This window comes from Sporocytophaga myxococcoides, from assembly GCF_000775915.1.
In the GTDB taxonomy this organism is placed as follows: Bacteria; Bacteroidota; Bacteroidia; order Cytophagales; family Cytophagaceae; genus Sporocytophaga; species Sporocytophaga myxococcoides_A.
The window spans coordinates 88,775-114,698 of the sequence record NZ_BBLT01000005.1; the positions used below are offsets into that span (position 1 = coordinate 88,775).

At 36.3% G+C, this 25,924-nt stretch carries 23 protein-coding genes; 18 read left to right on the forward strand and 5 right to left on the reverse strand.

Annotation, left to right across the window (positions count from 1 at the left end):
- Positions 1–47 precede the first annotated feature (47 nt).
- The 10 genes from MYP_RS13025 (at position 48) to MYP_RS13070 (ending at position 11,121) form a co-directional block, all read left to right on the forward strand.
- On the forward strand, positions 48–359 hold the full coding sequence (locus tag MYP_RS13025; protein WP_045464181.1) for a biotin/lipoyl-containing protein: 312 nt from the start codon (positions 48–50) through the stop codon (positions 357–359).
- Positions 360–373: 14 nt separating this feature from the next.
- Positions 374–1,117, forward strand: a complete 744-nt coding sequence (locus MYP_RS13030) for a metallophosphoesterase (protein ID WP_045464182.1) — start codon at positions 374–376, stop codon at positions 1,115–1,117.
- 293 nt (positions 1,118–1,410) lie between these two features.
- Positions 1,411–3,609, forward strand: a complete 2,199-nt coding sequence (locus MYP_RS13035; protein WP_045464183.1) for a M3 family metallopeptidase — start codon at positions 1,411–1,413, stop codon at positions 3,607–3,609.
- Between the two features lie 60 nt (positions 3,610–3,669).
- A complete protein-coding gene (locus MYP_RS13040) occupies positions 3,670–5,226 on the forward strand; it encodes a protein adenylyltransferase SelO (RefSeq protein WP_045464184.1) in 1,557 nt (518 codons plus the stop codon).
- Positions 5,227–5,309: 83 nt separating this feature from the next.
- Positions 5,310–5,954, forward strand: coding sequence for an SDR family NAD(P)-dependent oxidoreductase (locus MYP_RS13045; protein ID WP_045464185.1), 645 nt, complete (start codon positions 5,310–5,312; stop codon positions 5,952–5,954).
- Positions 5,955–6,033: 79 nt separating this feature from the next.
- Positions 6,034–7,767, forward strand: a complete 1,734-nt coding sequence (locus tag MYP_RS25075) for a sensor histidine kinase (RefSeq protein WP_052430180.1) — start codon at positions 6,034–6,036, stop codon at positions 7,765–7,767.
- 121 nt (positions 7,768–7,888) lie between these two features.
- A complete protein-coding gene (locus MYP_RS13055; RefSeq protein WP_052430181.1) occupies positions 7,889–8,560 on the forward strand; it encodes an HAD family hydrolase in 672 nt (223 codons plus the stop codon).
- A 108-nt stretch (positions 8,561–8,668) separates the two neighbouring features.
- Entirely contained in the window at positions 8,669–9,898 is a 1,230-nt protein-coding gene (locus MYP_RS13060) for a sensor histidine kinase (protein WP_045464187.1), read from the forward strand.
- 123 nt (positions 9,899–10,021) lie between these two features.
- Positions 10,022–10,840, forward strand: a complete 819-nt coding sequence (gene ttcA, locus MYP_RS13065) for a tRNA 2-thiocytidine(32) synthetase TtcA (RefSeq protein ID WP_045464189.1) — start codon at positions 10,022–10,024, stop codon at positions 10,838–10,840.
- 89 nt (positions 10,841–10,929) lie between these two features.
- Positions 10,930–11,121 carry a cold-shock protein gene (locus tag MYP_RS13070; protein WP_028980382.1) on the forward strand — a complete coding sequence of 64 codons (192 nt, stop codon included), beginning with the start codon at positions 10,930–10,932 and terminating at the stop codon, positions 11,119–11,121.
- 172 nt (positions 11,122–11,293) lie between these two features.
- Here MYP_RS13070 and MYP_RS13075 read toward each other — a convergent pair whose 3' ends face one another.
- Entirely contained in the window at positions 11,294–11,506 is a 213-nt protein-coding gene (locus MYP_RS13075; protein WP_045464192.1) for a hypothetical protein, read from the reverse strand.
- Positions 11,507–11,580: 74 nt separating this feature from the next.
- Here MYP_RS13075 and MYP_RS13080 point away from each other — a divergent pair, with 74 nt between their 5' ends.
- Both MYP_RS13080 and MYP_RS25080 read left to right on the forward strand, forming a co-directional pair.
- Positions 11,581–13,731, forward strand: a complete 2,151-nt coding sequence (locus MYP_RS13080; protein ID WP_045464194.1) for a DUF748 domain-containing protein — start codon at positions 11,581–11,583, stop codon at positions 13,729–13,731.
- A gap of 128 nt (positions 13,732–13,859) precedes the next feature.
- Positions 13,860–16,346, forward strand: a complete 2,487-nt coding sequence (locus tag MYP_RS25080; protein WP_052430182.1) for a CHASE domain-containing protein — start codon at positions 13,860–13,862, stop codon at positions 16,344–16,346.
- A 36-nt stretch (positions 16,347–16,382) separates the two neighbouring features.
- Here MYP_RS25080 and MYP_RS13090 read toward each other — a convergent pair whose 3' ends face one another.
- Positions 16,383–17,687, reverse strand: a complete 1,305-nt coding sequence (locus tag MYP_RS13090; RefSeq protein ID WP_045464196.1) for an O-acetylhomoserine aminocarboxypropyltransferase/cysteine synthase family protein — start codon at positions 17,685–17,687, stop codon at positions 16,383–16,385.
- 205 nt (positions 17,688–17,892) lie between these two features.
- Here MYP_RS13090 and murI point away from each other — a divergent pair, with 205 nt between their 5' ends.
- Both murI and MYP_RS13100 read left to right on the forward strand, forming a co-directional pair.
- Entirely contained in the window at positions 17,893–18,714 is an 822-nt protein-coding gene (gene murI, locus MYP_RS13095; protein WP_045464198.1) for a glutamate racemase, read from the forward strand.
- A 72-nt stretch (positions 18,715–18,786) separates the two neighbouring features.
- A complete protein-coding gene (locus MYP_RS13100; RefSeq protein ID WP_045464200.1) occupies positions 18,787–19,092 on the forward strand; it encodes a hypothetical protein in 306 nt (101 codons plus the stop codon).
- 11 nt (positions 19,093–19,103) lie between these two features.
- Here MYP_RS13100 and MYP_RS13105 read toward each other — a convergent pair whose 3' ends face one another.
- Positions 19,104–19,418, reverse strand: coding sequence for a DUF3817 domain-containing protein (locus MYP_RS13105; RefSeq protein ID WP_045464202.1), 315 nt, complete (start codon positions 19,416–19,418; stop codon positions 19,104–19,106).
- A 59-nt stretch (positions 19,419–19,477) separates the two neighbouring features.
- A complete protein-coding gene (locus tag MYP_RS13110; RefSeq protein ID WP_045464204.1) occupies positions 19,478–20,218 on the reverse strand; it encodes a copper resistance protein NlpE N-terminal domain-containing protein in 741 nt (246 codons plus the stop codon).
- 59 nt (positions 20,219–20,277) lie between these two features.
- Here MYP_RS13110 and eutB point away from each other — a divergent pair, with 59 nt between their 5' ends.
- Positions 20,278–20,463, forward strand: a complete 186-nt coding sequence (eutB, locus tag MYP_RS26930) for an ethanolamine ammonia-lyase subunit EutB (RefSeq protein ID WP_197060079.1) — start codon at positions 20,278–20,280, stop codon at positions 20,461–20,463.
- Positions 20,464–20,467: 4 nt separating this feature from the next.
- Here eutB and MYP_RS25085 read toward each other — a convergent pair whose 3' ends face one another.
- A complete protein-coding gene (locus tag MYP_RS25085; protein ID WP_052430183.1) occupies positions 20,468–21,370 on the reverse strand; it encodes a class I SAM-dependent methyltransferase in 903 nt (300 codons plus the stop codon).
- Positions 21,371–21,782: 412 nt separating this feature from the next.
- On the opposite strand from MYP_RS25085, the gene MYP_RS13120 reads away from it, so the two are divergent.
- From MYP_RS13120 to MYP_RS13130, 3 genes are all read left to right on the forward strand, one after another.
- Positions 21,783–22,232 (forward strand): hypothetical protein, encoded by a 450-nt coding sequence (locus tag MYP_RS13120; protein ID WP_045464206.1) that lies wholly within the window; start codon positions 21,783–21,785, stop codon positions 22,230–22,232.
- 238 nt (positions 22,233–22,470) lie between these two features.
- Positions 22,471–24,204, forward strand: coding sequence for a DUF1800 domain-containing protein (locus MYP_RS13125; RefSeq protein ID WP_045464208.1), 1,734 nt, complete (start codon positions 22,471–22,473; stop codon positions 24,202–24,204).
- An 18-nt stretch (positions 24,205–24,222) separates the two neighbouring features.
- Positions 24,223–25,917 (forward strand): DUF1501 domain-containing protein, encoded by a 1,695-nt coding sequence (locus MYP_RS13130; protein WP_045464210.1) that lies wholly within the window; start codon positions 24,223–24,225, stop codon positions 25,915–25,917.
- Positions 25,918–25,924: the final 7 nt, after the last annotated feature.

A 25,924-nucleotide genomic window follows, 5' to 3' on the forward strand; every position in this document is an offset into this window, starting at 1 on the left:
GCAAAAAGCCATTTAAAGACAAGAATCCTGAAGAATGAGAACCTTATTTGAATGATGTCCAAAAAAGGTTAAGCGAACAGTATCACAATATTCATTTCAAATTTATTCTACTACCTTCAATTTCAAAAAATGCTAATATGGTAGTTAAAATAACGCATTGGAAGAAAAAGATAGGCGATCACATTAGAGAAAATGAAAAGCTGGTATCTTGTGAAACCAATAAAGTTCAGATAGAGCTTAACGCAGACACAGATGGTATATTAGTTTTCAGAGCAGAAAAGAACAGAGAACTCATACAGGGAGATATCTTTGCAATAGTAGCTGACAAATATGTGGATCTGGAAGAATTTACTTTTTGATATTTAGCGATGAAATGAAAATACAAGTTGCAAGTGATTTGCATCAGGAGTTTGGGCGTAGCGAAATTGAATTTGATAAAGCCGATCTGCTAATTTTAGCAGGCGATGTAAGTCTGGGTATAAAAGGCATTCAGTGGATTCTTTCTGAGATAAAGATTCCCGTCATATATGTTTTAGGTAATCATGAATATTACAAAGGCAGTTACCCCAAAACGTTAAATAAAATTAAAGACGTTGCAAAGAATACTCATGTACATGTATTGGAAAATAATTCAATAGAATTGGATGGAATTACATTTCATGGAGCGACACTCTGGACAGATTTTGAATTGTTTGGGAATCCCCGCTATACGGGAGGTTTGGTTCAGAGCAAAATGAATGATTATAAGCTGATTCGCAGAGACCCATCATACTCAAAACTGAGGACTATAGATACTTACAAAATTCATAAAGCTTCCTTAAAATGGCTGGAAGAAAGCCTGGGAACCTCCTCATCAAAGAAAAATATAGTTATAAGCCATCATGCACCTTCAATAAAATCACTACCGGAAAGGTTAAAAGAAAATATTGTTTCCTCCGCGTATGCCTCTAATCTCGATGACCTGATTTTTAAATATCAACCTGAATACTGGATACATGGTAATATACATGCACCTTCCTTTTATAAAATTGGTGATACACAAATCATTTGTAATCCTCATGGGTATATCAATGATGCGTATAATGGATTCAATCCCGGTCTGTTCATTAAGGTTTGACTCAGAAGATTATTGAACTTAAATTGCTGGTTTATAGTGGTAGGTATAGCATTATAATTTTGATAAAAGACCTTACTTTAACAAACAATCTATATAGAAATATCTTAATGCAGGAATCAGTTGAAGCAATTACTCATTAGGCCTTGGGAAATCCTGTTCATCATAATAATCCATAACCTTGTTATAAAATTCTAAACATTGATAAGTACAGATTACTTTAAAAATGCTTAATCCCGATTAAATTTTGTACTTTTAATCGATTGTATAACCTAACATATTCTAAAGTATTTAATATGATTCATAAGGTAATTTACGCGTCATTTCTCTGCGCAACAGCTGTGAGCAGCTTTCCTGCTCTTTCTGAAACAGTTTTAAACCGTCCTGATATGTCATTAACATCTAATTTCACCCCTGTAGATACTGCGGTAAATAATAACCCTTTGCTAAAAAAATGGGAAGGACCTAATGGCGGACTTCCTCCTTTGGATAAGGTGAAAACTGAAAACTTTAAGCCTGCACTGGAAGCTGCCATGGCGGAAAATCTTTCTGAAATAGATCGTATTACTTCAAATCCCGAAAAACCTACTTTCGAGAATACCATTGCTGCAATGGAAAAAACCGGTCAGACACTCATCCGGGTGCAAACGATATACGGTATTTGGAGTTCAACAATGAGCGATGAAGCCTTCCAGTCAGTAGAGCAGGAGATGGAGCCGGTCATGGCTGCATTTTATGATAAAATAACTCAGAATGAGAAATTATTCAAAAGAATTGAAGCTGTCTATAATGCTCCTGAAAAGAAAAAACTTACACCTGAGCAACAAAGACTCACCTGGTTATACTATACAAACTTTGTCCGTGCAGGAGCTGCTTTATCCCCTGCAGCTAAGGCAGAAGTCTCCGAGATCAATCAAAAGCTTGCAGGTTTATTTACTAAGTTTAGCCAGAACCTTCTGGCAGATGAATCAGAGCAAGTAGTGGTTATTGAAAAGGAAGAAGATCTGGCTGGACTTCCCCAGTCACTTATAGATGCAGCAGCTAATGCGGCAGCCAAAAAGAAAAAAGGAAAATGGGTAATCACAAATACAAGATCTTCGGTAGATCCTTTTCTTACTTATTCATCTAACAGAGAGCTAAGGGAAAAGGTCTGGAAGATGTTCATAAACAGGGGAGACAATGGGGATAAAAATGACAATAATGCCATTATTACCGAAATCCTTCAGCTGAGAGCAAGAAGAGCGCATTTGCTTGGATTTAAAACACATGCACACTGGCGCCTGGAAAATACTATGGCTAAAACTCCTGAGCGCACTATTGAATTAATGGAAGCAGTATGGACTCCGGCAGTGGCCAGAGTTCACGAAGAGGTCAAAGATATGCAGGCTCTTGCAGACAAAGAAGGTGCTAATATTAAGATTGAACCATGGGATTACAGATACTATGCTGAAAAGGTAAGAAAAGCCCGCTATGACCTGGACCAGACGGAAGTTAAACAATATCTTCAGCTGGAAAAACTCCGTGAAGGTATGTTCTGGGTTGCCGGTGAGCTCTTTGACTTTGAATTTTCTCCAGTTTCAAATATTCCTGTAAACCATCCTGATGTACGTGTCTGGGAAGTTAAAAATAAGAAAACAGGGGCTCATGTCGGATACTGGTATTTCGATGCTTTTGCTCGTGAAGGCAAAAGGTCAGGAGCATGGATGAATGCATACAGAGATCAGCAGAAACTAATCGGGAATGTTACTACAATTGTTTCCAATAACTCCAATTTCGTTCAGGGAAAAGAAGGAGAACCTATTTTAATTTCATGGGATGATGCTGTTACTTTATTCCACGAGTTTGGACATGCTTTGCATGGCCTTTCTTCCAATGTTACTTACCCTTCGCTTTCCGGTACAAACGTAGTTCGTGATTATGTAGAGTTCCCATCGCAACTACTAGAACACTGGTTGTCTACTCCTGAGGTATTACAACGCTTTGCTCTTCATTATCAGACAGGAAAACCGATTCCATCCACTCTTGCAGAAAAAATAAAGAAGGCTTCAACTTTCAATCAAGGCTTCGCTACAACAGAGTACCTTGCCAGTGCTTTGATAGATATGAAGCTTCATCTGTCCGAGCTTCCGAAAATAAATCCTGACTCATTTGAAGCAGCTACTTTAAAGGACCTGGGAATGCCAAGGGAATTGGTAATGCGTCACCGTACACCTCAGTTTGCACATATTTTCAGTGGTGATAGCTATTCTGCAGGGTATTACAGTTATCTCTGGTCTGATGTACTTACAGCTGACGCATACCAGGCCTTTACAGAAGCTAAGGGGCCTTATGATAAAAATGTAGCTTCAAGGCTTAATAAATATGTGTTTTCTGTAGGTAATACAATTGATCCTGAGATTGGTTACCGTGGTTTCAGAGGCAGAGACCCAAAAATTGATGCATTGATGAAGAAAAGAGGTTTTCCTGTAAAAAACCCTGAAAAGAAAGCGAAATAAACCAATGAAAAGCTTCTGATTTTTGTTTTCAGAGAAAAGAAAGTAAAGCCGGGGGAATCCATGGATAGTTTAAGTTCGAAAAAATATAATAAAGATTTTGTAAACTCCTTTAATGGAGATCATAGTGGAGATCTTACTTCCAGACAGACTCCCGGAGTGCTATACAGTAAAGCGATTCCTACACCTGTTAAAAATCCTCAATTGATCGGTTGGTCAGATGACCTTGCCGATCAATTAGGTGTTGAAATTCTTTCTGAAGATGATGTGAGAATTTTAGGGGGAAATCTTATAACACCTACCATGTATCCTTATGCCGCCTGCTATGCCGGTCACCAGTTTGGCAACTGGGCAGGACAGCTTGGAGATGGTCGGGCAATCACATTAGGTGAATGGCAGACTTTAAATGGGGATAGCTGGGAGTTTCAGCTAAAAGGTGCAGGACCAACAGCTTATTCCAGAAGAGCTGATGGAAGAGCCGTTCTGAGATCATCAGTAAGAGAATTTCTGATGAGTGAAGCAATGTATTATCTTGGAGTACCTACTACAAGAGCACTGGGACTTGTTACAACCGGAGATATGGTGATGAGGGATATGTTTTATAACGGAAATCCTCAGTATGAGCCAGGGGCCATTGTAATGAGGGTTGCTCCGAGTTTTCTCCGTTTCGGAAATTTCGAAATGCTTGCTGCGAGAAAGGATGTTGCCAATTTAATCAAACTTGTGGATTGGACAATCGATCGCTATTACCCTCATATTAAAGGAGAAGACAGAGTTATCAGATGGCTTAAAGAGGTTGTTGAAAAAACTGCCCAACTAATAATTGAATGGCTGCGAGTGGGATTTGTTCATGGGGTTATGAATACAGATAACATGTCAGTTCTCGGCCTGACTATCGACTATGGTCCTTATTCTTTCCTTGATAATTATGATCCTGAATTTACCCCAAATACTACAGACCTTCCGGGTAGAAGATATGCCTTCGGAAACCAATCATCCGTAGCCTATTGGAATTTAGGTTGTCTTGCCAATGCGTTGGTTCCTCTCTTTGAAACTAAAGAAGCTTTAGTGGAAGCTGTTGAAAGTTATGAAAATATATTCTGGCAGAAATATTATGCCATGATGGGAAACAAACTGGGACTGGATAAGGTGTTGGATTCTGATCTTGATTTTATCAATCGTTTCGAACAAATGCTTTCTTCAGTTGAGCCCGATATGACTATTTTTTATCAGTTGCTTGCAGAGCTGAAGTCAGATAAAATAACAGATGAGGATATTGTTGAACACTTCCGGGAAGCTTTTTATAAGGAATTATCTTCGGATGCAAGAACGTCCTTTTTACAATCAATTGAAGCCTGGAGGGAGAGAGCAGCGGCCAACACTATATCCAGGGAGGAATCTTTAAAGAAAATGGCTGCAAATAATCCCCGTTATATTTTAAGGAATTATCTTCTTCATAAGGCGATAGAGGAATTGGAACGTGGAGAGAATGAATTATTCCTGAAACTTCAGCTTGCTATGAAAAATCCTTATTCAAGAGATTTTGACGAGTTTTTCATGAAACGCCCGGAATGGGCAATTCAAAAGGCAGGCTGCTCCATGTTATCCTGTAGCTCTTAAGGAACAGAATCAATAAGTAGGTGATTGTTTAAACAAAAACATTGTTTTTTTATTATCTGAAAGAATAAATCTTCTTCAGCATAATGAAAAAAGTGGTTACGATTATCGGAGCAGGTAAAGGCGTGAGCCTTGGTGTAGCAAGAAAGTTTGGAAAAGAAGGCTATACGGTCGCACTTATTGCCAGAACCGAAGATAAACTTAAAAAACTTGTACAGGAGCTACAAAATGAAGGGATTGATGCAGGCTATGCTGTTGCAGACGCCTCCTTACCGGAGGAAATAGAAGCTGCACTAAAGAAGATAAAAGAACTCATCGGAGCAACGCAGGTCCTCGTTTATAATGCCGCACGATTAAAAGCTTCCAGCATTCTCAATGAAACTTCTGAATCACTTACAGAGGATTTTAAAATTAATGTAGCAAACGTAATTACTGCAGTAAAATATGTTATTCCTGACATGGAACCAGGGTCAGGAAGTATTTTGCTTACAGGTGGTGGATTATCCATTCATCCCATACCCCAGTATGGCTCCTTGGCAATTGGTAAAGCCGGAATAAGAAATCTGGCTGTCTCTCTTAATCATGCTTTGCTAGCAAAAAGGATATATGTGGGAACCATTACAATCAGCGGTATCGTCCGGCCTGACGATGAAAAATATAATCCTGACAAAATAGGTGAGGAGTACTGGAAGCTTTTTACCGGAAAAAACGATATCGAAGTTATTTATTGAGAGAAAACTGTCAGTCTAACTTATAGCGGTCAAAGGAAAAAAACAAAATATTTTCGCTAACGGGAGATTCTTATATAGGATGAAAATAAAATACAAGTTATCCCTTATCATTTTTTTCGCCGCAGTTATACTGATTACCTTATTATATTTCATATACTCATTAAATGTAAGAAGAACATTTGTCAACCAGATAGAAAGTCAACTTGAGTCCATTGCGGAGGCCAAGTTCATCGATATAAATCAGTTTATCCAAAGACGCATATATCTTATTCGTTTCATATCAGGAATGGAACTCTTTAAAGATGCTTTTGAACTAAAAAAATTCGATAAAGATTTTTTTAGTTCTATTGATTTGCTGAATGAAAAATTCCCGACAGTAAATGAAATCAGTATAATGGACAGCACCGGCCATTTACTTTTTTCTACAAGGCCTGATACACTGCCGTCAATTTCAGTTATACAAAAGAAAGCTTTCCTGCTGGCTCAGAGAAATAAGATTTTTTTTAACATGTTTTCCTATGATGAAAATAATAGGCTGAGTTTTTATATATCTGCTCCTATATTTAATGAAGACAGCATCATGATGGGAGTAGTCCTTTCAAATATGAATGGTGATGATCTTATGGAAATAATGGATGATTCAACTGGATTGGGAAAAACAGGAGAAACCTTACTTGGTGAAAAACAGGATAGCGCAGTTGTTTATCTGGTGCCACTCCGACATGACAGGAGTACGACAATGAAATATAGCAACGATTTTGATGGTACAGCCATCAAAGAAGCCCTTCAGGGAAAATCAGGCATATTGTATGACATACATAATTATAAAGGGGAAAAAGTATTTGCTGCCGCAAGGTTTATAAAAGACATGGGGTGGGGGCTTGTGACACAGATAAGCAAAGAAGAAGCGTTAAAACCTGTAAAAGAACTTTCAGACATCCTCATTCTATTAAATTTATTTATAGTGATTTTTCTTACGGTACCTGCATATATCATTGGTCGCTATATCGGAAAACCTATAGAAAAGCTAACCAGGACGGCCCAATTGATCAATGATGGAGAACTTTCCGAAAGAGTTGAAATAAAATCTGATGATGAAATTGGTCTCTTAGGAGAAACATTCAATGAAATGACAGAAAAACTTGAGCGTAAGATACATGAACTTGAAAGATATGCCTATGTTATCTCTCATGATCTGAAGGCACCCTTGAGCTCTATTATGCCTCTGGCGGATTTTGTAAAAGAGGATTATAAGAATAAACCTCTGGATGACCAGGGTAATGAAATGCTTAAAATGATCAAAGAAAAATCTCTTGATATGAAAAACCTTATTGATGGTGTGCTTAAGTCTGCAAGACAAGAGTATAAAATGAAAGAGCCTGTTAAAGTTTATGATCTTGTCGATCATATTATTGATAATCTCCATCCACCGGAAAATATTAAAATAGAGATCACAAAAAATCTTCCCAATACTGTTCAATACCACCAGGTATCCCTTCTTCAGGTCTTTCTGAATCTGATCAGCAATGCTATTAAATATATGGATAAACCGGAAGGACTTATAATTATTGATTGCAAAAGACAGGATGAATATTACCAATTTTCCGTTTCTGATAATGGGAGAGGAATAGGATCGGAATATCAAAGTAAACTTTTTAATGAATTTACTATTGCCCATGATGACCCAGGCATCAGTAGCTCAGGACTGGGTTTATCTATAGTGAAAAAGATAGTAGAAGAAAATGGCGGAACAATAGGGCTAAAATCAGAAGTCGGAAAAGGATCAGTTTTTTATTTTACAGTAAAAGCATAATGACAATTGAAAACCAATTGCATAATTACACCTTTCAACTGGTAACATTTCGATAAAAATCAGGTTTTTAAATTGATGTTAGTTCTTAATCAAATCTTCCTACGGAACAAAAGTTAACCAAATGAATGATTCAGATTTCCTAAAGTTAATGCAACAATCACAGCCTGTTATAAAAACTATTTTTGTTGATATTGGAGGGGTATTGTTATCCAATAGTTGGGATGGCAAGTGTGTGAAAGATTCAATAAACTATTTTGGAATAGAGGGAGACGAAGTTTTATTCAGACATTCAGAAGTGGCATCTTTATACTATTGTGGAAAGTTCAGTCTGGATGAATATATTAAGTACGTCGTTTTTTTTACGGATAGAAATTTCGGATGTGATGAATATAAAGATTTTGTCTTTGGACAATCAAAGGCAAATGAGGATATGATCAAATATATAAAATTTTTAAGGGGACATTTCAGATTGAAAATAGTAGCCCTCAATAATGAAGGACGCGAACTCAATGAATTTAGAATTAAAAAATTCAAGCTTCATGAGTTAGTTGATTCATTTATTTCATCCTCTTACCTGAAGCTATGCAAGCCTGATCCAGAGTTTTACAGAATAGCGCTTGATATTTCAGGTTCCGATGCCAGCGAAGTATTGTACATTGAAGAACGGGAACTAATGACAGCAATTGCGGGAAAGCTTGGCATAAAATCTATTTTACATAGCAACTATAAAAATACAAGAAAGGAGGTAGAAAAGCTTGGGTTTTATCTTCCGGAAGAAACTTTATTCGGATAGTTTTTTTATTCTAAAATTTACTGTTTTAAAAGTAACAATTAAAGAATATCACAGTTGTTAAGGATTTATAATGGGGGTACTTTTTCTTATTAAATAATAAATGATCTAATGGTTTATACTCATTTCAGAGACTTTGCTTTCTATCTATATAAAAATTACCTGGATCATATAACTGTAGAATATTCCAAAAAAATAGTTTCTGATAAAGATCATTTCCTCAGACTTTATTATCATGACCTACCCGAGAATGACTTTTATTGCCTTCGCACAGCAATGGAACAGTATCTCAAATCCATTTACACCGGTGATAATATTCAAATAAATAAATTTTATGAATTCGAGGAAGCGCAGGTAGAAAAATTCTCATTAAGAGTAAATGTTTTAAAAAGTTCTATTATAGAATACTTAATATTTTATTCAACAGACATTAATAAAATTTCTGAAGTAATAAGAGAGATGAACCATTTCTATGCAGTGCAGGAAGGATTGATATTAAAAGATTTTTTTGCACTTCGTCAGCAGGAAATTGAAGCTGTTAAAAAAGCCCTGGATCAGAAAGCAACTACTCCAGCAGGTTTTGATGATAAAAGTCTGATCAGTACAAGTATGGAAAGGTCCTTCATAGAGCTGGAAGCAAAAGATAATAATCTAAAGATGGCTTATTCGGAACTTGATGACTTCATCAATAAAGTTTATATTGAATTAAAAGCTCCGGTTTCAAATATAGAAGGGTTGATTAAGGAGATGATGTTAGAGATTGCCAGTGACAGAGGGGAAGCAGAGGTGCTTATTCAGATGCTTACTGCATCATTGACCCAGATAAAAAAGACAATTGAATTTCTGATTCAAATTTCTGAAATTTATAATACAGATTTGATTGAACGAAAGCAGTCTATAAATTTTTCTGATGTTCTAGATGAAGTGTTGGATGATTTGTATCCGGAATTATCCGATATCAACCTTAATGTAGAAAGAGAATTTCAAATATCAACAGTACATTTTCCAAAAAAGCAATTGAAATCTGTAATGTTAAATCTTCTTTTAAATTCATTTAAATTCAGAACTCCGGGAAAAAATGTCAGGATTGTAATTAAAACACAAATAAAAAAAGGAAATCTTTTGCTAAGCTTTTGTGATAATGGGATAGGTATAAGCCCTAAAGATCATAAAAGGATTTTTCAGGTCTTCAAAAAAGCTCATAATATTGAAGAGGGGTTGGGAGGCGGACTATATCTTGTAAAAAGTATTATGGAGAAAAATAACGGAAAAATTGAAGTGCAAAGTGAACCGGGATGCGGCACGATTTTTAATTTATTTTTTAAAACATCTCCTCATTGATTTTAGACAAAGCTGATGAGCTTGATTTTGAGGGGTTAGTCGTAAGGTAACTGATTAATCTGTATAAAAAGTTGGTTAAGCAAGACTATTTTAGAAACTTTGCATTTAGTTTTGCTTTGAAATATGGAAAATCAGGATTTTGAATTCGAAAAACTCGAAAGGAAGCTTAGAAAAGCTGTTTGGAACGCGATAGAGGACTATAAAATGATTGAAGACGGGGATAAGATTATGGTATGTCTTTCTGGAGGAAAGGATAGTTATACCATGTTGGATATCCTTATGCATATTCAGCAAAATGGAAAATATTCCTTTGAAATAATAGCAGTTAACCTCGATCAGAAACAACCTGATTTTCCGGAACACATTCTCCCTGAATATCTCTCTCGTGTAGGTGTACCCTTCAAAATTATAGAGCGTGATACTTACACAATTGTTAAAGAAAAAACTCCTGAAGGAAAAACGCTTTGCACACTTTGTTCAAGATTAAGAAGAGGTACTTTATACACAGCAGCAAAAGAACTGGGAGCAACAAAGATTGCATTAGGGCACCACAGAGAAGATATTATTGAGACATTCTTCCTGAATCTTTTCTTTAGTGGAAAAATGGAAGCAATGCCAGCAAAATACAAAACTGATAACCAAGAGCATATTGTGATCAGACCATTGGCTTTCTGTAAGGAAAAAGAAATCGAAAAGTATTCTGTTGCAAAGGCTTATCCGATTATTCCATGTAATCTTTGTGGGTCGCAGCAAAATATGCAGAGGCAGGTAATTAAAAAAATGCTGGAGAATTGGGAAAAAGAATATACAGACAGAACAGAAGTTATTTTTAATGCCTTGAAAAATGTATCACCCTCACATTTGTTGGATAAGGATCTTTATGATTTTGAGGGTTTTATGTCTCTTGTGAAAGACAAAGGAGTTACAGAAAAATGTGATTAGAAAAAAAAAGTTAAATTCTACTAAACAATCTGGCTACGTTTGGGTTGATGTAGCATTATTAAAATCTAATATCAATGCTACAACTTTCAATGTTACAAGGGACTGTAAAGTTCTTCAATAATTCCAAAGGATATGGTTTTATTAAAAATGAAAAATCCGGAGAAGAAATTTTTGTTCACGCTAGTGGACTGATCGACCAGGTCAGAGAAAATGACAAGGTTCGGTTTGAGGTAAAACAGGGTAAGAAAGGGCCCAACGCTGTAAATGTTTCCTTAGTTTAACCTTAATAGCAAACTCATCCCTTACTTACTTTGAAGCCCACCCTCCCCGGATGGGCTTTTATTTTTATTTCACCCACTCATACTCATTCATACTCTCTCACTCAAATTCCCTCTCACACTCCCTCTCACACTCACACTCTCTCTACTGGCTTCCACGCTCTCCTTGTAATTTCTATTTTTGCCAAAGAGAAAACTTATCCTTTGTGTCGGAGAATTTTTTATTGGTTTTATAACCAGCATTGCCATAATACATTTTGACTTTATTACAGATATTGCTCCTTTTCAGAATCCCATATCTGCTATTAATCCCTGTTTTACTCTTTGATGCATATTCTTTTACAAACTTTTTATCGATTTTTTTTGGGTAGATGAGTAGAGCTATCATTTCGAAATATTTAAATCTCAGCGCCAGATAAACAGTTTCTTCGGGTAAAGGTTAGACCTCTATAGCCATAGTACATGAGTGATCAGCTAAATAAACAGGGAAAAGCAGTAAAGTTTTTTAAAGCTTTGGGAATAATGGTGTCAGGGCTTGTCATTTTCTGGTCATTGATTTATTTAATTGTTAATATTTTTATCACTCCAATAGTAAAGAAAAAAATTATAGACTCTGTACATCAATCCTCTGGAGGACTTTATTTGCTAGAGTTTGACATGTTTAATCTTATGCCGTTAGAAGGAAATGCACAAATTGGTAATGTACACATCTTTCAAGATACTATGATTCTGAGAAAAATCAGACTTGAAAATCCTCAGGGAAATCATTCGGCAGTAGAGGTAAGAGCAGAAAAGATAACTGTCAAAAATGTCAAGTGGTTGACTTATATACTGGACCGTGCATTAAAGGTAGACGGAATTGAAATACAGGATCCTAATTTCTCTTTTAAAGGAAATATCCCTGTAGATACAATTGAAGTAGCCCGTTACAGTTTTCTGGATGTAGTACCAGGCATTGTCGCAAGTTTTGCAGGGTCTCTAAATATCGATGAGCTTAAAATTAACAGAGGCGCTCTTGCCGTTGATTTAAAAGGAAAAGGCGGAACTACTAAGCAGAATGCTGACAGTATTTTTCTTGATATGCACGATATTCGCATAGATACCGGAGCTTCCAGAAATGCTCTTTTTACTACAAAAGTAAAATTTAATATAGGAAACTATAAACTTGTACAAAGTGACAGCTTATTTGAAATTTCAGTAAAGCAATTTCATGGCAGTTATGAAGATTCCTTATTAGGTATGTATGGTGTCGATGTTACTCCATTAAAAGAATCGAATAAAGAAAGATATAAAGCGAAGGTAAAATTTATAAAGGCATACAAAATAGATTTTCCACTCTTTTTTAAAGAGAATAAAATCGAAATCGGACAACTTTTTTTCCAGACCCCGGATATTGATTTTACATCTACTATTACTGGAAATAGCAGCTCTGTGAGTATCGGAGATATGCTGACAAAGTTTTTGCCATATATAAGCAACAGCTTAAGCATAAAATCATTCGGTTTAAAAGAAGGGAAGGTTAGCTTAAAGGTTTATACTTCAAAAGGCCTTGTTGAACAGGCTGCAGAAGATATACTAATGCTGGCAAAAGATATCGCAATAAGTACTGAAACAATTAAAACAAGCAATTATTGGGGAGAAGTAGATTTTGGAGTTAAGAACTTTTTGATAAGAGCGCTTCCTCAGCACGTTGAACTGAAAGTGAAAAATCTGAAAGCTTATACAGGTGATGGGAAAATTTACCTAAATGGCTGTTCTGTTTCACATATGAATAAAAAATCAGAGGAATCTATAACGTTTGATAACAATATCGAGAAGATTGAAGGAGTATCTGTGAACTTTCACAGGCTGATTGCGGGCACTGCGTTGGAAATGCAGTTGCTAAAGGTTTCAGGTATGAAGCTTAAAATTTACAATAATGAAAATATAAAAAATTCTCAGTCCAAGATGAGGAAAATGCCCAATGAACTACTTAAAGAATTAGGCTTATCCTTAAATATAAATGAGTTTGAATTGATAAACAGTGATATTATTTTTGAAATTTTTGATGAAAAAAATAAAAGACAGGGACAACTTACTTTCAATAAAATACAATTAAAAATAAAAAATCTTTCCAATCTGAATAGAGATCCTTCCGGCTCAGTATTTAACATTCAATCTACAATCATGAATCAGGGAGTGATGGATATCGTGATAAGATATCCGCTGTATAGAAAGTCTTTTGATTTCGCCCTTAAGGGAAAGTTGGCTACTATTGATGTTACAAAATTTAACAGTATTACGAAATTCTCAGATATCGAGCTGAGGTCAGGAACCGTTTCTGTTCCATCGATAAACATGGAAGTGCAAAGCGGCAATGCCAAAGGAACTTTTGCATTAGTTTACCAGGATCTGAAGGTTAAAATTATTAACAGCTCAGGAAGGAAAAAGAGGCTTAAGTCAAAAATAGCGAATATAGCTATCAAGAATAATGAAAATAAAATTGTCCACTTTTCATATAAAAGGCAAGAAACAGATGGATTTGTTACATTTGTATGGCGAGCAGTAAGTTCTGAGTTAGAAAAAGCCATAGTCAAAGATGTGTTTAAACCGTTTATCAGAAATGAAAAGTGAACACTTTTTGGTTAAATTGAATAAAAGTTAACTTCAATGTCCAGGCAATTAGATCAGAAGACAGAAAGTGTACCGATTCGGAAACGAGAATTAAAACTATATGAATTCGAGAACTCTACATATTTCAGATGAAAATATATAATAAAATACGTGTATTTCTAAGGCAGTATTTTATTCCGGTCGTTTCTTTTCTGATCATTTACTTTTTAGTTATATACTCTTATATCCAGGTTAAAGAAAAGACAAAACAGCAAAAAACAGAATATTTTGAATCAAGATCATATCTGGTTAAAACAGCGATAAATAATCGGATATTAGATTATATTCAGATTTTGAAAGGGGGCAAGGCCTTCATAGAATCATCAGATTCGATTACAAGGAAGGAATGGAAACGGTATATTTCAAGTCTTGATGTTGATCAGAACTATCCGGGAATTCAGGGGATAGGTTATACGATTTTCATAAAGCCTGAGGAATTGCAGAAACACATCAATGCAATACGGGCTAGCGGCTTTCCGGCATACACTATCACACCTTCTGGTGAAAGGGAAATATATACATCTATTATTTATCTGGAACCATTTACTGATAGAAATCTTAGAGCATTTGGGTATGATATGTACAGTGAACCTGTTCGGAGGAGAGCTATGGAAAGGGCTATGGAAACCGGTCAGGCTGCCCTTACAGGCAAACTGACACTTGTTCAGGAAACCGGAGACGGCAATCAGCCTGGTTTTTTAATTTATGTTCCTGTTTATAAATCGAACATTGCATCAGGTGATTCGCTTTCAACAGAACTAAGAAGAAAGGAGATCAGAGGATTTGTCTACAGCCCTTTCAGGTCGGGTGATTTATTTAATGCATTGCTTCCTGCAAGGTTCAAGGATCTTAACATTGAAATATATAATGGAGACGAACTCTCAAAAGATGCTTTACTTTTTTCTACCCGAAAAAACGTAAAAGAGGAAAAGAAAGGTGGGGAATTTAAGAAGTATGAAAATATCAGCGTTGGTGGAACAAACTGGATTATCTATATTTCATCAAAACCCTTTTTCGGAGGCAGAGAGTCTAATGATGCCTTGCTGATTCTTATCGGGGGATCTGTGATCAGCATTCTGATATTTTTTATCATGCTTATAAGATCAGAAGCTAAGAGGGTTAACAGACTCAAGCAAACGATCACTGACACCGTCACGGCTGCAATATTTGTTATAGATAGAAATGGCTTTGTTACTTTTATTAATCCTGCAGTAACCAGGATTACCGGATATATGCCTGAAGACTTCAGGGAAAAGACTTTTTATGATGTGATGCACCAAAGCCGTAAAGGACAATACAAAGATATTGACCCTGGTCGAAATATTTATCAGACAATTCTTCAGGGAAATCATGTGTACGATCAGGAGGATATTCTGATAAGGAAGGATGGAAGATTATTCCCTGCGCTGTGTTCTGCTAATCCTATCATTGAAAATGGAATTCCGCTCGGAACATTAGTAGAGGTTAAGGATATTACAGGTGAAAAAAAAGCTAAAGAAACTATCGCAAAAAACCTGGAAACAAAAAACTTTCTCCTGGAGGCCATGCCAGATAAGGTATGGACAGCGGATGGAAATGGCGTTTTTAATTTTTTCGGTCAAAACTGGGAAGAATATTCAGGTTATACTATTGATGAATTTCTGAAAAATGGAATAGATCTGATTATTTATTTTGAAGACAAAGTACAGGATGATAAAACCATTACGCAATTACTTCAGGAACATAAGTCTTTTCAAATAGAACACAGATTTAAAAGGTTTGATGGGGTGTATAGATGGCATCTTACAAGAGGGTTTCCTCAGACCAGTAAAAATGGTAGTGTGGAGATGTGGGTAGGCACGAGCACTGATATACATGAGCAAAAGTTACAGGTTGAAGAGTTAAAGAAAATAAATGTAGACCTGGATAACTTTATTTATACAGCATCTCATGATCTTAAAGCTCCTATATCCAATATGGAAGGATTGGTTGAAGCATTAAAAGTTGCAGGTGAAAATAAAGTTGAAAGAAATGAACTGATCGAATTAATTAATAAATCTTTATTGAGACTGGGAAGAACAATCAATGATCTTACTGAAATTGCAAAAATTCAGAAACAAAAGGATTGGACTAATGAAGTAGTTGAATTTTCTGAAGTTGTGGAAGAAGTAATACAGGATTTGCAAAGATATATTGATAATGCAGAAGCTAAAATCAATTTAGAATTTAATGTATCAGCTATAAAATTCAGCAAAAAGAATCTTAGAAGTATTTTTTATAATTTGATTTCAAATGCTATCAAATACAGAAAAAGCAATACTACCCCGATCGTGGATGTCAGGACTTTCCTTGAAAATGATAAGATAGTGATTTTTGCAAGAGATAATGGTTTAGGTATAAAACATGAAAATAAAAAAAGAGTATTTGAAATGTTCAGAAGATTGCATGCGCATGTGGAAGGTTCTGGAATGGGCTTGTATATAGTTAAAAGGATAGTTGAAAATGCAGGTGGGACTATTGATATAGAAAGTCAAGCAGGAGAGGGGACTACATTCAGAATATATCTTCCGGCAGAAGATCATTTAATCAGAGATTAAATAATAAAAGCCCGGATCTAGTCCGGGCTTCTAAGATTATTTTACAGCATCAAATGCTTGCTGAAAGTCAGATTTTATATCTTCAATATGTTCTATACCTGCACTAACTCTTAACTGTCCTGGTATTACACCTGCTGATTTTTGCTCTGCATCATTTAACTGCTGGTGTGTAGTGGAAGCCGGATGAATGATCAATGTTTTAGCATCTCCGACATTTGCGAGATGACTAACAAGTTTAAGTGAATTGACAAATTTATCAGCTGTATCTTTTCCTCCTTTAATCTCAAATGACAATACCCCTCCAAATCCATTCTTAAGGTACTTTTTAGCAAGTTGATTGTAAGGACTAGATTCCAGTCCCGGATAATTTACAGAGGTTACTTGTGGATTTTTTTCCAGCCATTTTGCCAGTTCCAAAGCATTGTCTACATGTCTTTGCACTCTCAGCGACAGCGTTTCTAATCCCTGAAGTAAAAGGAATGAGTTAAATGGACTTAATGCCGGTCCCCAGTCTCTGAGTCCTTCAACACGTGCACGAATAATAAATGCTATATTTCCGAATGGTCCGTTTGTTCCAAACACATCCCAGAACTTTAACCCGTGATAACCTTCGGAAGGCTCTGTAAACTGAGGAAATTTTCCATTGCCCCAGTTATAATTACCACCGTCTATAATAACCCCCCCAATGCTTGTTCCATGACCTCCGATCCATTTGGTTGCTGATTCTACCACAATATTGGCACCATGTTCAAGTGGTCTGAAGAGATAACCACCGGCACCAAATGTATTATCTACAATCAAAGGAATGTCATGTTTTTTAGCTAGTTTGGCAATATCTTCGAAATCAGGAATGTTAAACCCTGGATTACCAATGGTTTCAAGGTATATGGCCTTTGTATCCTTGTCTATAAGTTTTTCGAAAGCTTCAGCTTTATCTCCTTCGGCAAACCTTACATTAATGCCTAGTCTCTTAAATGAAACTTTAAACTGGTTGTAGGTGCCACCATAAAGGTATGATGTAGAGATAATATTATCACCAGCCTGAAGAATATTATTCAGTGCAATAAACTGAGCAGCCTGCCCGGAAGCAACAGCCAAAGCAGCAACTCCACCTTCCAGTGCAGCTATCCTTTTTTCAAAGACATCTGTTGTAGGGTTCATTATTCTGGTGTAAATATTCCCAAACTCTTTGAGAGCAAATAGATTAGCTCCGTGTTCTGAACTTTTAAACTGATAGGAGGTAGTCTGATAGATAGGTACTGCTCTTGATTGAGTTGTTGGATCAACCTCTTGTCCTGCATGCAGTTGAAGGGTTTCAAAATGTAGGTTGTTTTGCGACATTGTAAAACTTAAATTAAATTCTCTATAAAATTAGTAGACTAGTTATTGTCTTTTGACAAATATGGACTTTTATTTTTTTGAATACCACTATGCAATTATTTTCCTGAAAAATTGTTTTTCCAGGCAATAGCGACTGCACAAATTATTTTAATCTTTATAGAATTTGTACTTATTTCGCTGCTGCATTAATATAAATAATTAATTCATGGAAAAAGGGCCGATAGGGGTATTTGACTCAGGTTTTGGAGGGTTAACAGTTCTGAGGGAGTTTGAAAAAATACTTCCAGAATACGATTACCTTTACCTGGGAGACAATGCGAGGGCTCCTTATGGAACCAGGTCATTTGATACTGTTTACCAATATACGCTTGAATGCGTAAAGTATCTTTTTGATAAAGGCTGCCATCTGGTCATTTTAGCCTGCAATACTGCCTCTGCTAAAGCTTTGAGAAGTATTCAGAAGCAGGATTTAAATGCGATAGATTCAGAGAAAAGGGTTCTGGGTGTTATAAGACCAACTACTGAAATAATAGGCTCTGTTTCACAAACAAGACATGTTGGTATTCTGGGAACCAAGGGTACTATAGAATCAAATTCTTACCCTATTGAAATTCATAAGTTTTATCCTGAGATACAGGTTTTTCAAGAAGCTTGTCCAATGTGGGTTCCACTAGTGGAAAACAATGAATATGACGGTCCGGGAGCTGACTATTTTATTGAAAAGCATATCATTAACATATTATCAAAATCCTCAGAAATAGATACTCTGGTATTGGGCTGTACACATTATCCTTTGCTTGCAGAGAAAATCCAGAATTACCTCCCGTCTGAAGTAAAACTTGTGTCGCAGGGAGAAATTGTAGCTAAAAGTCTTAAAGATTATCTCTTCAAACATCCAGAAATGCAGGCAAAATGTTCTAAAGGTGGTACTTGTACTTTTTATACTACAGACTCTACATCCAGCTTCGATGCTGCCGCTTCAGTGTTTATGGATAAAAAAATAGAATCTTTGCATATTACTTTATAAAAATGAGTCTTTCCTTGAGGAAAGGGAACGAAAGGATTTCATTTCGGGTTTTCATCCTGAAATTCTTCTCAAATGAAAGACAAAAAAGCTTTTTTAAGTATGCTGGACTGGTTGAATAAACAATCGGTAATCTCGGAATACAAACCTCAGTATTACAAAATAATTAAAGGCGATACCAATACCAGTGTTACTGAAATCCTTGTTCACCTGAATCTTACAGATAAAGTAGAAGTGATTTCTTTCAGAGTATCCCCTTCAGGATTTTGTTATAAGGTAAACAGTGAAACGGTGTGCCTTAAGGAGAATCACTACGTAGATTTTTTGCTGGATCTTTATCTTCAGTTGAGGACAAAGACCCAGGTAAAGTTTCTTAATTAAAATACCAGAGCTTAAGCTTCGGCTTCTTCATTTTCTCTGAAAAGCTTCATATCCGCATAGAACGTACCGAATGGAATGAGGGACGCCAGAAATGCAATGAAAGCTTTTTTGATGGTCCAGTTATATTGAATGGTAGACTGAATTACCAATAAAACATAAAGAACGAAGAGTAATCCGTGTGCCATTCCAGTCATGCGAACAGGCTCCTGGATTCCTCCGATATATTTTATAGGCATGGCAATGAAAAGAAGTACCAGATAGGAGAGGCCTTCTACAAAGCCTACTATTCTTAGTCTGCCTAAGGTGCTTTTATATAGATCTTTCATGTTTTTTTAACGAAAGATAACCACAAATATTGATTTTGCAATCATATCTGAAAGCTGTTTTAGGGACATTTAAAGCCGGGTTTGATATCCAGGACTTTGGTAATGGTCAGATATTCTCTGGTTTGCCCTGATTCGGTAGGTTTCTTTTCTGTATAACCTTCAATTGTGAAGTATAGCTCTTCCTCCGGATTACTTTTCTGATGCATATACACCTGTTCTGCATATTTGTATAAAATGATAGGTTCCACAATCATCGGTGTTTTTGCCTTGCATTTGCGGAATGTTGCGGCATCTGCAAAATACCTGAAATAGCCGTTTATCCTAACCGAAGGTTTTTTTACTTTAAACAGTACATAAGAATATTGATCATGAGGCAGTGTTGTTTTTTTACCACAATCTACTATTTGTTCTGTAGTGATTTTTTGATAGTTATCAGCTTTTTTCTGGCCTTCAGGATAGGTCTGAATGAGTAAGGCATTATGTGAATCTTCATTTCCAATGGTGCTTTTCCAATAACCTTTGGTCAGATAAGTAGCGGTGTCTCGCTCTATGTAGTTTTGTTTTAACTCAAAATTTCCTTCTTGCTTTCCCGGATCGTGTGTGAGTATCAGTTCCTTTCTGATGCCCGGGCAATCAGCACAGGGGAGCACGCCAATATAAGTTTCCTGTACAGGTTCAAGAGGTATTTCCTTTGCCTCGAAAATGATGTCTTCTTCAGCCAATCCTTCAGAATTAGGTTTTTTTTCTACATGGCACGCCATTAAAAAACCGATCAGTAATAGCACGAAGTTTTCCTTCATAGTATAACTTTTTAGATTAACCTGAAAAAGAAGTCTTCGTTTTTAATTCTCCTTAATTTTTGAAACTTTTTTCTTATTATTTTAAACAATCATTTATACGTCAGTATTTTGAGTGTAAATGCTTTTCCGGAATCGCTGATGAAATCATGCTGAATTATCAGAGCACTTCCTTTCATGATGCGCTTTATGTAAGAAGGTCACAGGAGTATTTCTGTAAGATAAATCTGATCATATTAACCTGTTAACTGCTTAAAGCCTGGTAATAATGGTTCGCTGATAATTTTTATTGATGATTTTTCTGTCAACTTTATAAGTTTTTTTATCAAGATGTTCTTCCATGAAAGGTAACGATGGAGCATAATGATATGAGCCGCCCTGTTTCAGAGACTTTAAAATTTCCATGTACTTTTGAGCATATTCCAGAAATAATCCATCAGCTCTTAAATGGTTGTTAAGAAAATGACTGGAGAAAGAAAGATTGGAAATAATAGTTCCCCAGTTATCCGGTTTAAATTCAAATTCAAACCAGCTGATTTCAGAAAGCCAGGTTTCCTTTTTAATGAGAAGGCGGTCTATCCCGGTAACATTGAGCTCTTTTTCTTTTAGAAAAGCAGATAAATGAGCATGCTCTCCACATCCAATATCCAGAATCGGTTCTAGTAGTTTTCCCGGATTGATATTTAGAAGTTCCAACTGCAGTTCAGCTGAATACTCAGAACATACAACTCCGGCAACAGATTTTTTGTCGTTATGATTTATCTTTTCTATGTGTGGATTAGAGTATGACAACCAGGTTGTCAATCTTGTAAAATGCCTTGAGGAAATATCTGATAAGCTTATTTGTTGATCACTGAGCTCAGATATTAATTTATTATAGACTTTTCGCAGAATGGATTTATCCCGCTCGTTCACTGTAATGTATTGATTGGTATAGAAGAATTCACGAAGCACTTTGGATAGGGTATAATCAATAAGACCTTCCCGGACAGAGTTATCTGAAAGTATTTCTGCTAATTGATGTCTGTTAGAAAGCAGGTTATTGCCTTCCCAGAAATTAAATAAAGTATCTCTGTCAGAATAATACAGATTTTTGCCTTTGTTGGTCTGAATCTGTCTGTCAATAGAGTTAAGAAGGGATTGTATTTCCAGCATGCCAATTGGAATAATTCATTTTACAATACACTAAACTTAGCAAATGAAATCCATAAATGATAAAGATATTAACTTTTATAACAGGTCTGGAACTTATAAAAAAATAATTCGTTAGAATTGGAAAATTATAAAAAATAAATTAAGCTTGATTCGTTATTCATAATATTGTTTTATCTTAACTGTTACTAATATGTCAAAATCACAAGACGCCAAAAAAGAAACTAAGAAAAAGCCAACTAAGACGCTTAAAGAGAAGAGAGCTGAGAAGAAAGAGAAGAAAAAATAAGTAGCTTTAAAAGTTTAAGTGTTGAAGTCTTCCCTAAACCGGAAGACTTCTTCATTTATATGCTGTTTAAATTTAGCAATCATTAATTGTTTCGATAAAAAAGAAAATTTGTTTTAAAATTATTTGATGTCTGTTAAAATAAAATTGTACGAATTATGCGTGGCTTTTGTGGAGCAGCGGATAGCCTCATCTCAAAAAGCTATTGAACATGCTCAGCTTGCTGCCAATGAAGAAACCAAAAGCAGTGCCGGAGACAAATACGAGACTGGAAGAGCAATGATGCAGCTGGAAATTGAAAAGCAGTCAGTTCAGCTTGGTGAAGCAATGAAATTAAAGCAAGTACTGTCACAGATAAATCCGGAAAAAACTACAGATACTATACAGTCAGGAAGTCTTGTTTTTACTGATCAGGGAAATTTTTATATTTCTATCAGTGCGGGAAAACTTGATATTGACGGAATTACATATTTTGCAGTATCTCCGGTATCTCCAATAGGGACATTACTAATTGGGAAAAATTCAGGAGAGACTATTATCCTGAATGCAAAAACTTTTACTATCAGGATGATAGAATAATCACACAGATTATGTTGCTATTATCTAAAAATTGTATTAATTCCTGAAAATCAATCTTGTTAAGAGTGAAAAAGTCGCTTGTTACCTTAGGTGTGGGGAAATTTAATTTTGAATCTGTTTTTTAAAATTATATTTTTTGTAGAAATTATTGACTGATAGAATCTTTCACCCTAATAAAGCGTACACCAATTTGTTACGCGGGGAAAGATTCTCAAAACTTTTAACACCTTAAATATCTATGCCTTTAGCACCTTTTACAGGAGTATTGGGAAAGAAAAATGCTGCCCATTTGTTAAGACGAGCAACGTTTGGCGGTACCAAAGCAGATATTGATGCAATGTCTGGACTTACAGCATCTCAGGCAACACAACAATTGTTTGTTTCAACTGCTGATCCTTTACCTCCTTTAGATCCTGCCACAGGAAAAACCTGGGTAGATACATTGCCAGTCTCCGGAGACAGTGAGGAGGGTGATCTGCAAAGTTTTTTTATAAAATGGTGGCTGGGGATGCTCGCAGGTACAGGAATTGAACCTTCACAGAAACTTGCATTTGTGACCAGAGAAAAAATAGTTTTTCTGCTTCACACCCATTTTACCACCATTCAGGAAACTGTAAATAATAGCAGGGCGCTCTATTTTCAGAATGCATTGTTCAGAAAGTTTGCCTTCGACAATGAGCCGGATCCACTATGGAATTTTAAAATGCTTACCAAGAAAGTCTCCCTTGATAATGCCATGATGGTATTGTTGGATGGCAGACTCAATGTGAAAGGCAGGCCGAATGAAAACTATGCCAGAGAGTTTCTGGAATTGTATACAATAGGTAAAGGTCTTCCAGGTTATGTCCCGCCTTCAACTATTCCCGGTGATTATATTTATTTTACAGAACAGGATGTACAAGCTGCAGCCCGTGTGCTTTCAGGCTACGATACAGACTTTACTTTTCTTACCATAGATGAAGACACCGAATTGCCAAGGGTAAAAATAAAAGGTACAGGCACCGTGGCCAATCAGCATGATAATGATCCTAAGGTATTCAGCGAGCGTTTTGGAAATACTGTTATTACTCCGGATACTACCTTACTTTTTGGAGATAAGGCAACAGAAGCAAGTATGCTGGACGAGCTGGATCAACTTGTGGAAATGGTTTATGCACAACAGGAAACTGTGAGAAATATTTGCAGGAGGATATACAGGTTTTATGTATATCATGAAATCACACAAGCTATAGATAACAGTATTATTGCCGATATGGCAAATACTTTTGTTGCCAATAATTTTAAACTGCAACCGGTAATCATGGAACTACTGCAAAGTCAGCATTTCTATGATTCTGCAACAGCTTCAGTAGATGATAATAATTTCGGAGCTTTGATCAAATCTCCACTTGACCTGGTATTAAATACACTAAGCTTCTTTGAATACAATTTGCCGGATCCTCAGACGGAAGCCGAAAAGTTTTATGAGGTTACAGGTAAGATTCTGGAGTCTATGAAAGATCAGGGAATGTATTTCCTGAATCCTTATGATGTTGCGGGCTACGATGCTTATTTTCAATATCCTTTATACAACAGAAACTGGATCTCTGCCAATACACTTACACAGCGCTATAAGTTTATTTACGATAACATAAGTATTGATAAAATGGAAGAAATTAAAATAGATATTTTTCCATTTATTCAGCAAAGATTTGCCAGTGTAGCATTAAATCCTGATGACCTGATTAATGAACTGGCATCTTACCTTTTACCAATGTCACAGGCAGGAACAGAGATTACAGTAGAGCGTCTTAATTATTTTAAATCACAGTTCTTCGTAATAGGAAAAGGCTTGCCACAAGGACCTGAAGCATTCTGGGAATTCAGCTGGAACAATGCTGATACCATACCCGAAAGCAAAGATGATGCAAGAGGTATGTTGCAATACCTTTTAAATGCCATGTTACAGTCGCCAGAATATCAGTTATTTTAATCAGGAAAAAACAGTCTTATGAAAAGAAGAGACTTTATTAATAAACTACCAGCTCTTGGCGCGATTCCCTTTGCACTGGATGGTATATTTTTTAAATCTATGTCTATGGCATCTCCATTGCAAAGACTTGCAGCAGAATGCCCTAACGACAGGGTATTGATCATTCTTCAGATGCATGGAGGCAACGATGGTTTAAATATGCTTATTCCTGCAGGTGATTATGATAATTATCAGAATGTGCGTCCTAATATAGCGATACCTGAAAATGGAAATCGAAAATTTATATTGCTGGATAGCTCCCTGTCCACTGAGCGATCTGTCGGTTTGCATCCAGATATGGTAGGAGTGAAAGACCTGTATGATCAGGGAATGGTGAGTTTTGTGCAGGGAGTATCTTATGAACATCATAATGGTTCTCATTTCAGAAGCAGAGATATTATGTTTATGGGTGGTGGATCAAATGACTATATTAGTTCAGGATGGGTAGGGCGGTATTTAAAAGACCATTACGCTCCTAGTGTTTATCCGGATAATTTTCCTAATAACAATATGAAGGATCCTCTGGCATTGGAATTTGGTAGTGAAGTATCACTTATATTTCATCAGGGTGATAATATATCTACTGGTATAGCTATAGATAATCCTCAGCAGTTTTTTGATCTTGTGGATGAGCTCCCTGGCTTTGATGATGTGGAAGGGGTAGACCCGAGAGGATTCCCCCCAACCAGTCTGAATAATTCCCCTTATGGAAAGGAAATGAAATGGCTGCTGGATCTGGAGCAGAAGACAGATCAATATGATGACAGACTTCTGGCTGTGTATAATGAAGGTAAAAAGTTTGATCCGAATGTTACCTATCCTACGACTTATCCTCTGAGTGCACCGGGAGGCAGAATTAAGAACCCTCTTGCCGGGTACTTTAAAATTATTGCGAACCTTATTAGCGGTGGCTGCAAAACCAAAGTGTTCCTGGTAAAAATCGGAGGTTTTGATACCCATGCGCAACAGGTGGAGGCCAATGATCATACTACCGGTAACCATGCTGCTTTGATGTACCACATTTCTGCGACCATGAGAGCTTTTCAGGAAGATCTTAAGCTTCGTAGTATCGACCACCGTGTTTTGACAGTAACTACTTCTGAATTCGGAAGAAGGGTGTATTCAAACGGAAGTTATGGAACTGATCATGGATCCGGAGCCCCTGTCATGCTGTTTGGAAAAGGTGTTATACCAGGTGTTGTTGGTAATAATCCCGATCTTTCTAAAGATAATGTGGAAATGCAGGTGGATTACAGACAAATCTATTCCTCTATTCTGAAAGAATGGCTCTGTGTGGATCCTGCGAAAGTAGATGCGGAATTCGGAACCATATGGGGAGATTATCCTGGAAAAGGTACCGTGCTTCCAATTGTAAATCCCGATGTTACTGCTGTTAAAGACTTCCTGGATAAGAGAATCAGAACCAGCAGTTGTTATCCTAATCCTGCAAGTTTTGCCACCACTATTTCATTCAATATTACTATTGATACAAATGTTGAAATTAATATTCTGAATGCAAATGGCAGTGTAGTTAAAAATGTATTTAACGAAAGACGTGGATATGGTGAGCACAGAGAGATGGTGGATCTTCGTGATATCCCTTCGGGTGTTTACTATTATGAGATCAAGGCGGGTTCGGTAAAAGATGTTAAGAAACTTGTAATCCTAAAGTAACACCAGT

Excerpts from the sequence above, each read along its gene's own strand:
- MYP_RS13030 (WP_045464182.1), top strand. The coding sequence starts at position 374 with ATGAAAATACAAGTTGCAAGTGATTTGCATCAGGAGTTTGGGCGTAGC.
- MYP_RS13070 (WP_028980382.1), top strand. The coding sequence starts at position 10,930 with ATGTTACAAGGGACTGTAAAGTTCTTCAATAATTCCAAAGGATATGGT.
- MYP_RS13075 (WP_045464192.1), bottom strand. The coding sequence starts at position 11,506 with ATGATAGCTCTACTCATCTACCCAAAAAAAATCGATAAAAAGTTTGTA.
- MYP_RS13120 (WP_045464206.1), top strand. The coding sequence starts at position 21,783 with ATGTCTGTTAAAATAAAATTGTACGAATTATGCGTGGCTTTTGTGGAG.
- MYP_RS13105 (WP_045464202.1), bottom strand. The coding sequence starts at position 19,418 with ATGAAAGATCTATATAAAAGCACCTTAGGCAGACTAAGAATAGTAGGC.
- MYP_RS13130 (WP_045464210.1), top strand. The coding sequence starts at position 24,223 with ATGAAAAGAAGAGACTTTATTAATAAACTACCAGCTCTTGGCGCGATT.
- MYP_RS13055 (WP_052430181.1), top strand. The coding sequence starts at position 7,889 with ATGAATGATTCAGATTTCCTAAAGTTAATGCAACAATCACAGCCTGTT.
- MYP_RS13060 (WP_045464187.1), top strand. The coding sequence starts at position 8,669 with ATGGTTTATACTCATTTCAGAGACTTTGCTTTCTATCTATATAAAAAT.
- MYP_RS13090 (WP_045464196.1), bottom strand. The coding sequence starts at position 17,687 with ATGTCGCAAAACAACCTACATTTTGAAACCCTTCAACTGCATGCAGGA.
- MYP_RS13080 (WP_045464194.1), top strand. The coding sequence starts at position 11,581 with ATGAGTGATCAGCTAAATAAACAGGGAAAAGCAGTAAAGTTTTTTAAA.
- ttcA (WP_045464189.1), top strand. The coding sequence starts at position 10,022 with ATGGAAAATCAGGATTTTGAATTCGAAAAACTCGAAAGGAAGCTTAGA.
- MYP_RS13045 (WP_045464185.1), top strand. The coding sequence starts at position 5,310 with ATGAAAAAAGTGGTTACGATTATCGGAGCAGGTAAAGGCGTGAGCCTT.
- MYP_RS25080 (WP_052430182.1), top strand. The coding sequence starts at position 13,860 with ATGAAAATATATAATAAAATACGTGTATTTCTAAGGCAGTATTTTATT.
- MYP_RS13035 (WP_045464183.1), top strand. The coding sequence starts at position 1,411 with ATGATTCATAAGGTAATTTACGCGTCATTTCTCTGCGCAACAGCTGTG.
- MYP_RS25085 (WP_052430183.1), bottom strand. The coding sequence starts at position 21,370 with ATGCTGGAAATACAATCCCTTCTTAACTCTATTGACAGACAGATTCAG.
- murI (WP_045464198.1), top strand. The coding sequence starts at position 17,893 with ATGGAAAAAGGGCCGATAGGGGTATTTGACTCAGGTTTTGGAGGGTTA.
- MYP_RS13110 (WP_045464204.1), bottom strand. The coding sequence starts at position 20,218 with ATGAAGGAAAACTTCGTGCTATTACTGATCGGTTTTTTAATGGCGTGC.
- MYP_RS25075 (WP_052430180.1), top strand. The coding sequence starts at position 6,034 with ATGAAAATAAAATACAAGTTATCCCTTATCATTTTTTTCGCCGCAGTT.
- MYP_RS13100 (WP_045464200.1), top strand. The coding sequence starts at position 18,787 with ATGAAAGACAAAAAAGCTTTTTTAAGTATGCTGGACTGGTTGAATAAA.
- MYP_RS13040 (WP_045464184.1), top strand. The coding sequence starts at position 3,670 with ATGGATAGTTTAAGTTCGAAAAAATATAATAAAGATTTTGTAAACTCC.
- MYP_RS13125 (WP_045464208.1), top strand. The coding sequence starts at position 22,471 with ATGCCTTTAGCACCTTTTACAGGAGTATTGGGAAAGAAAAATGCTGCC.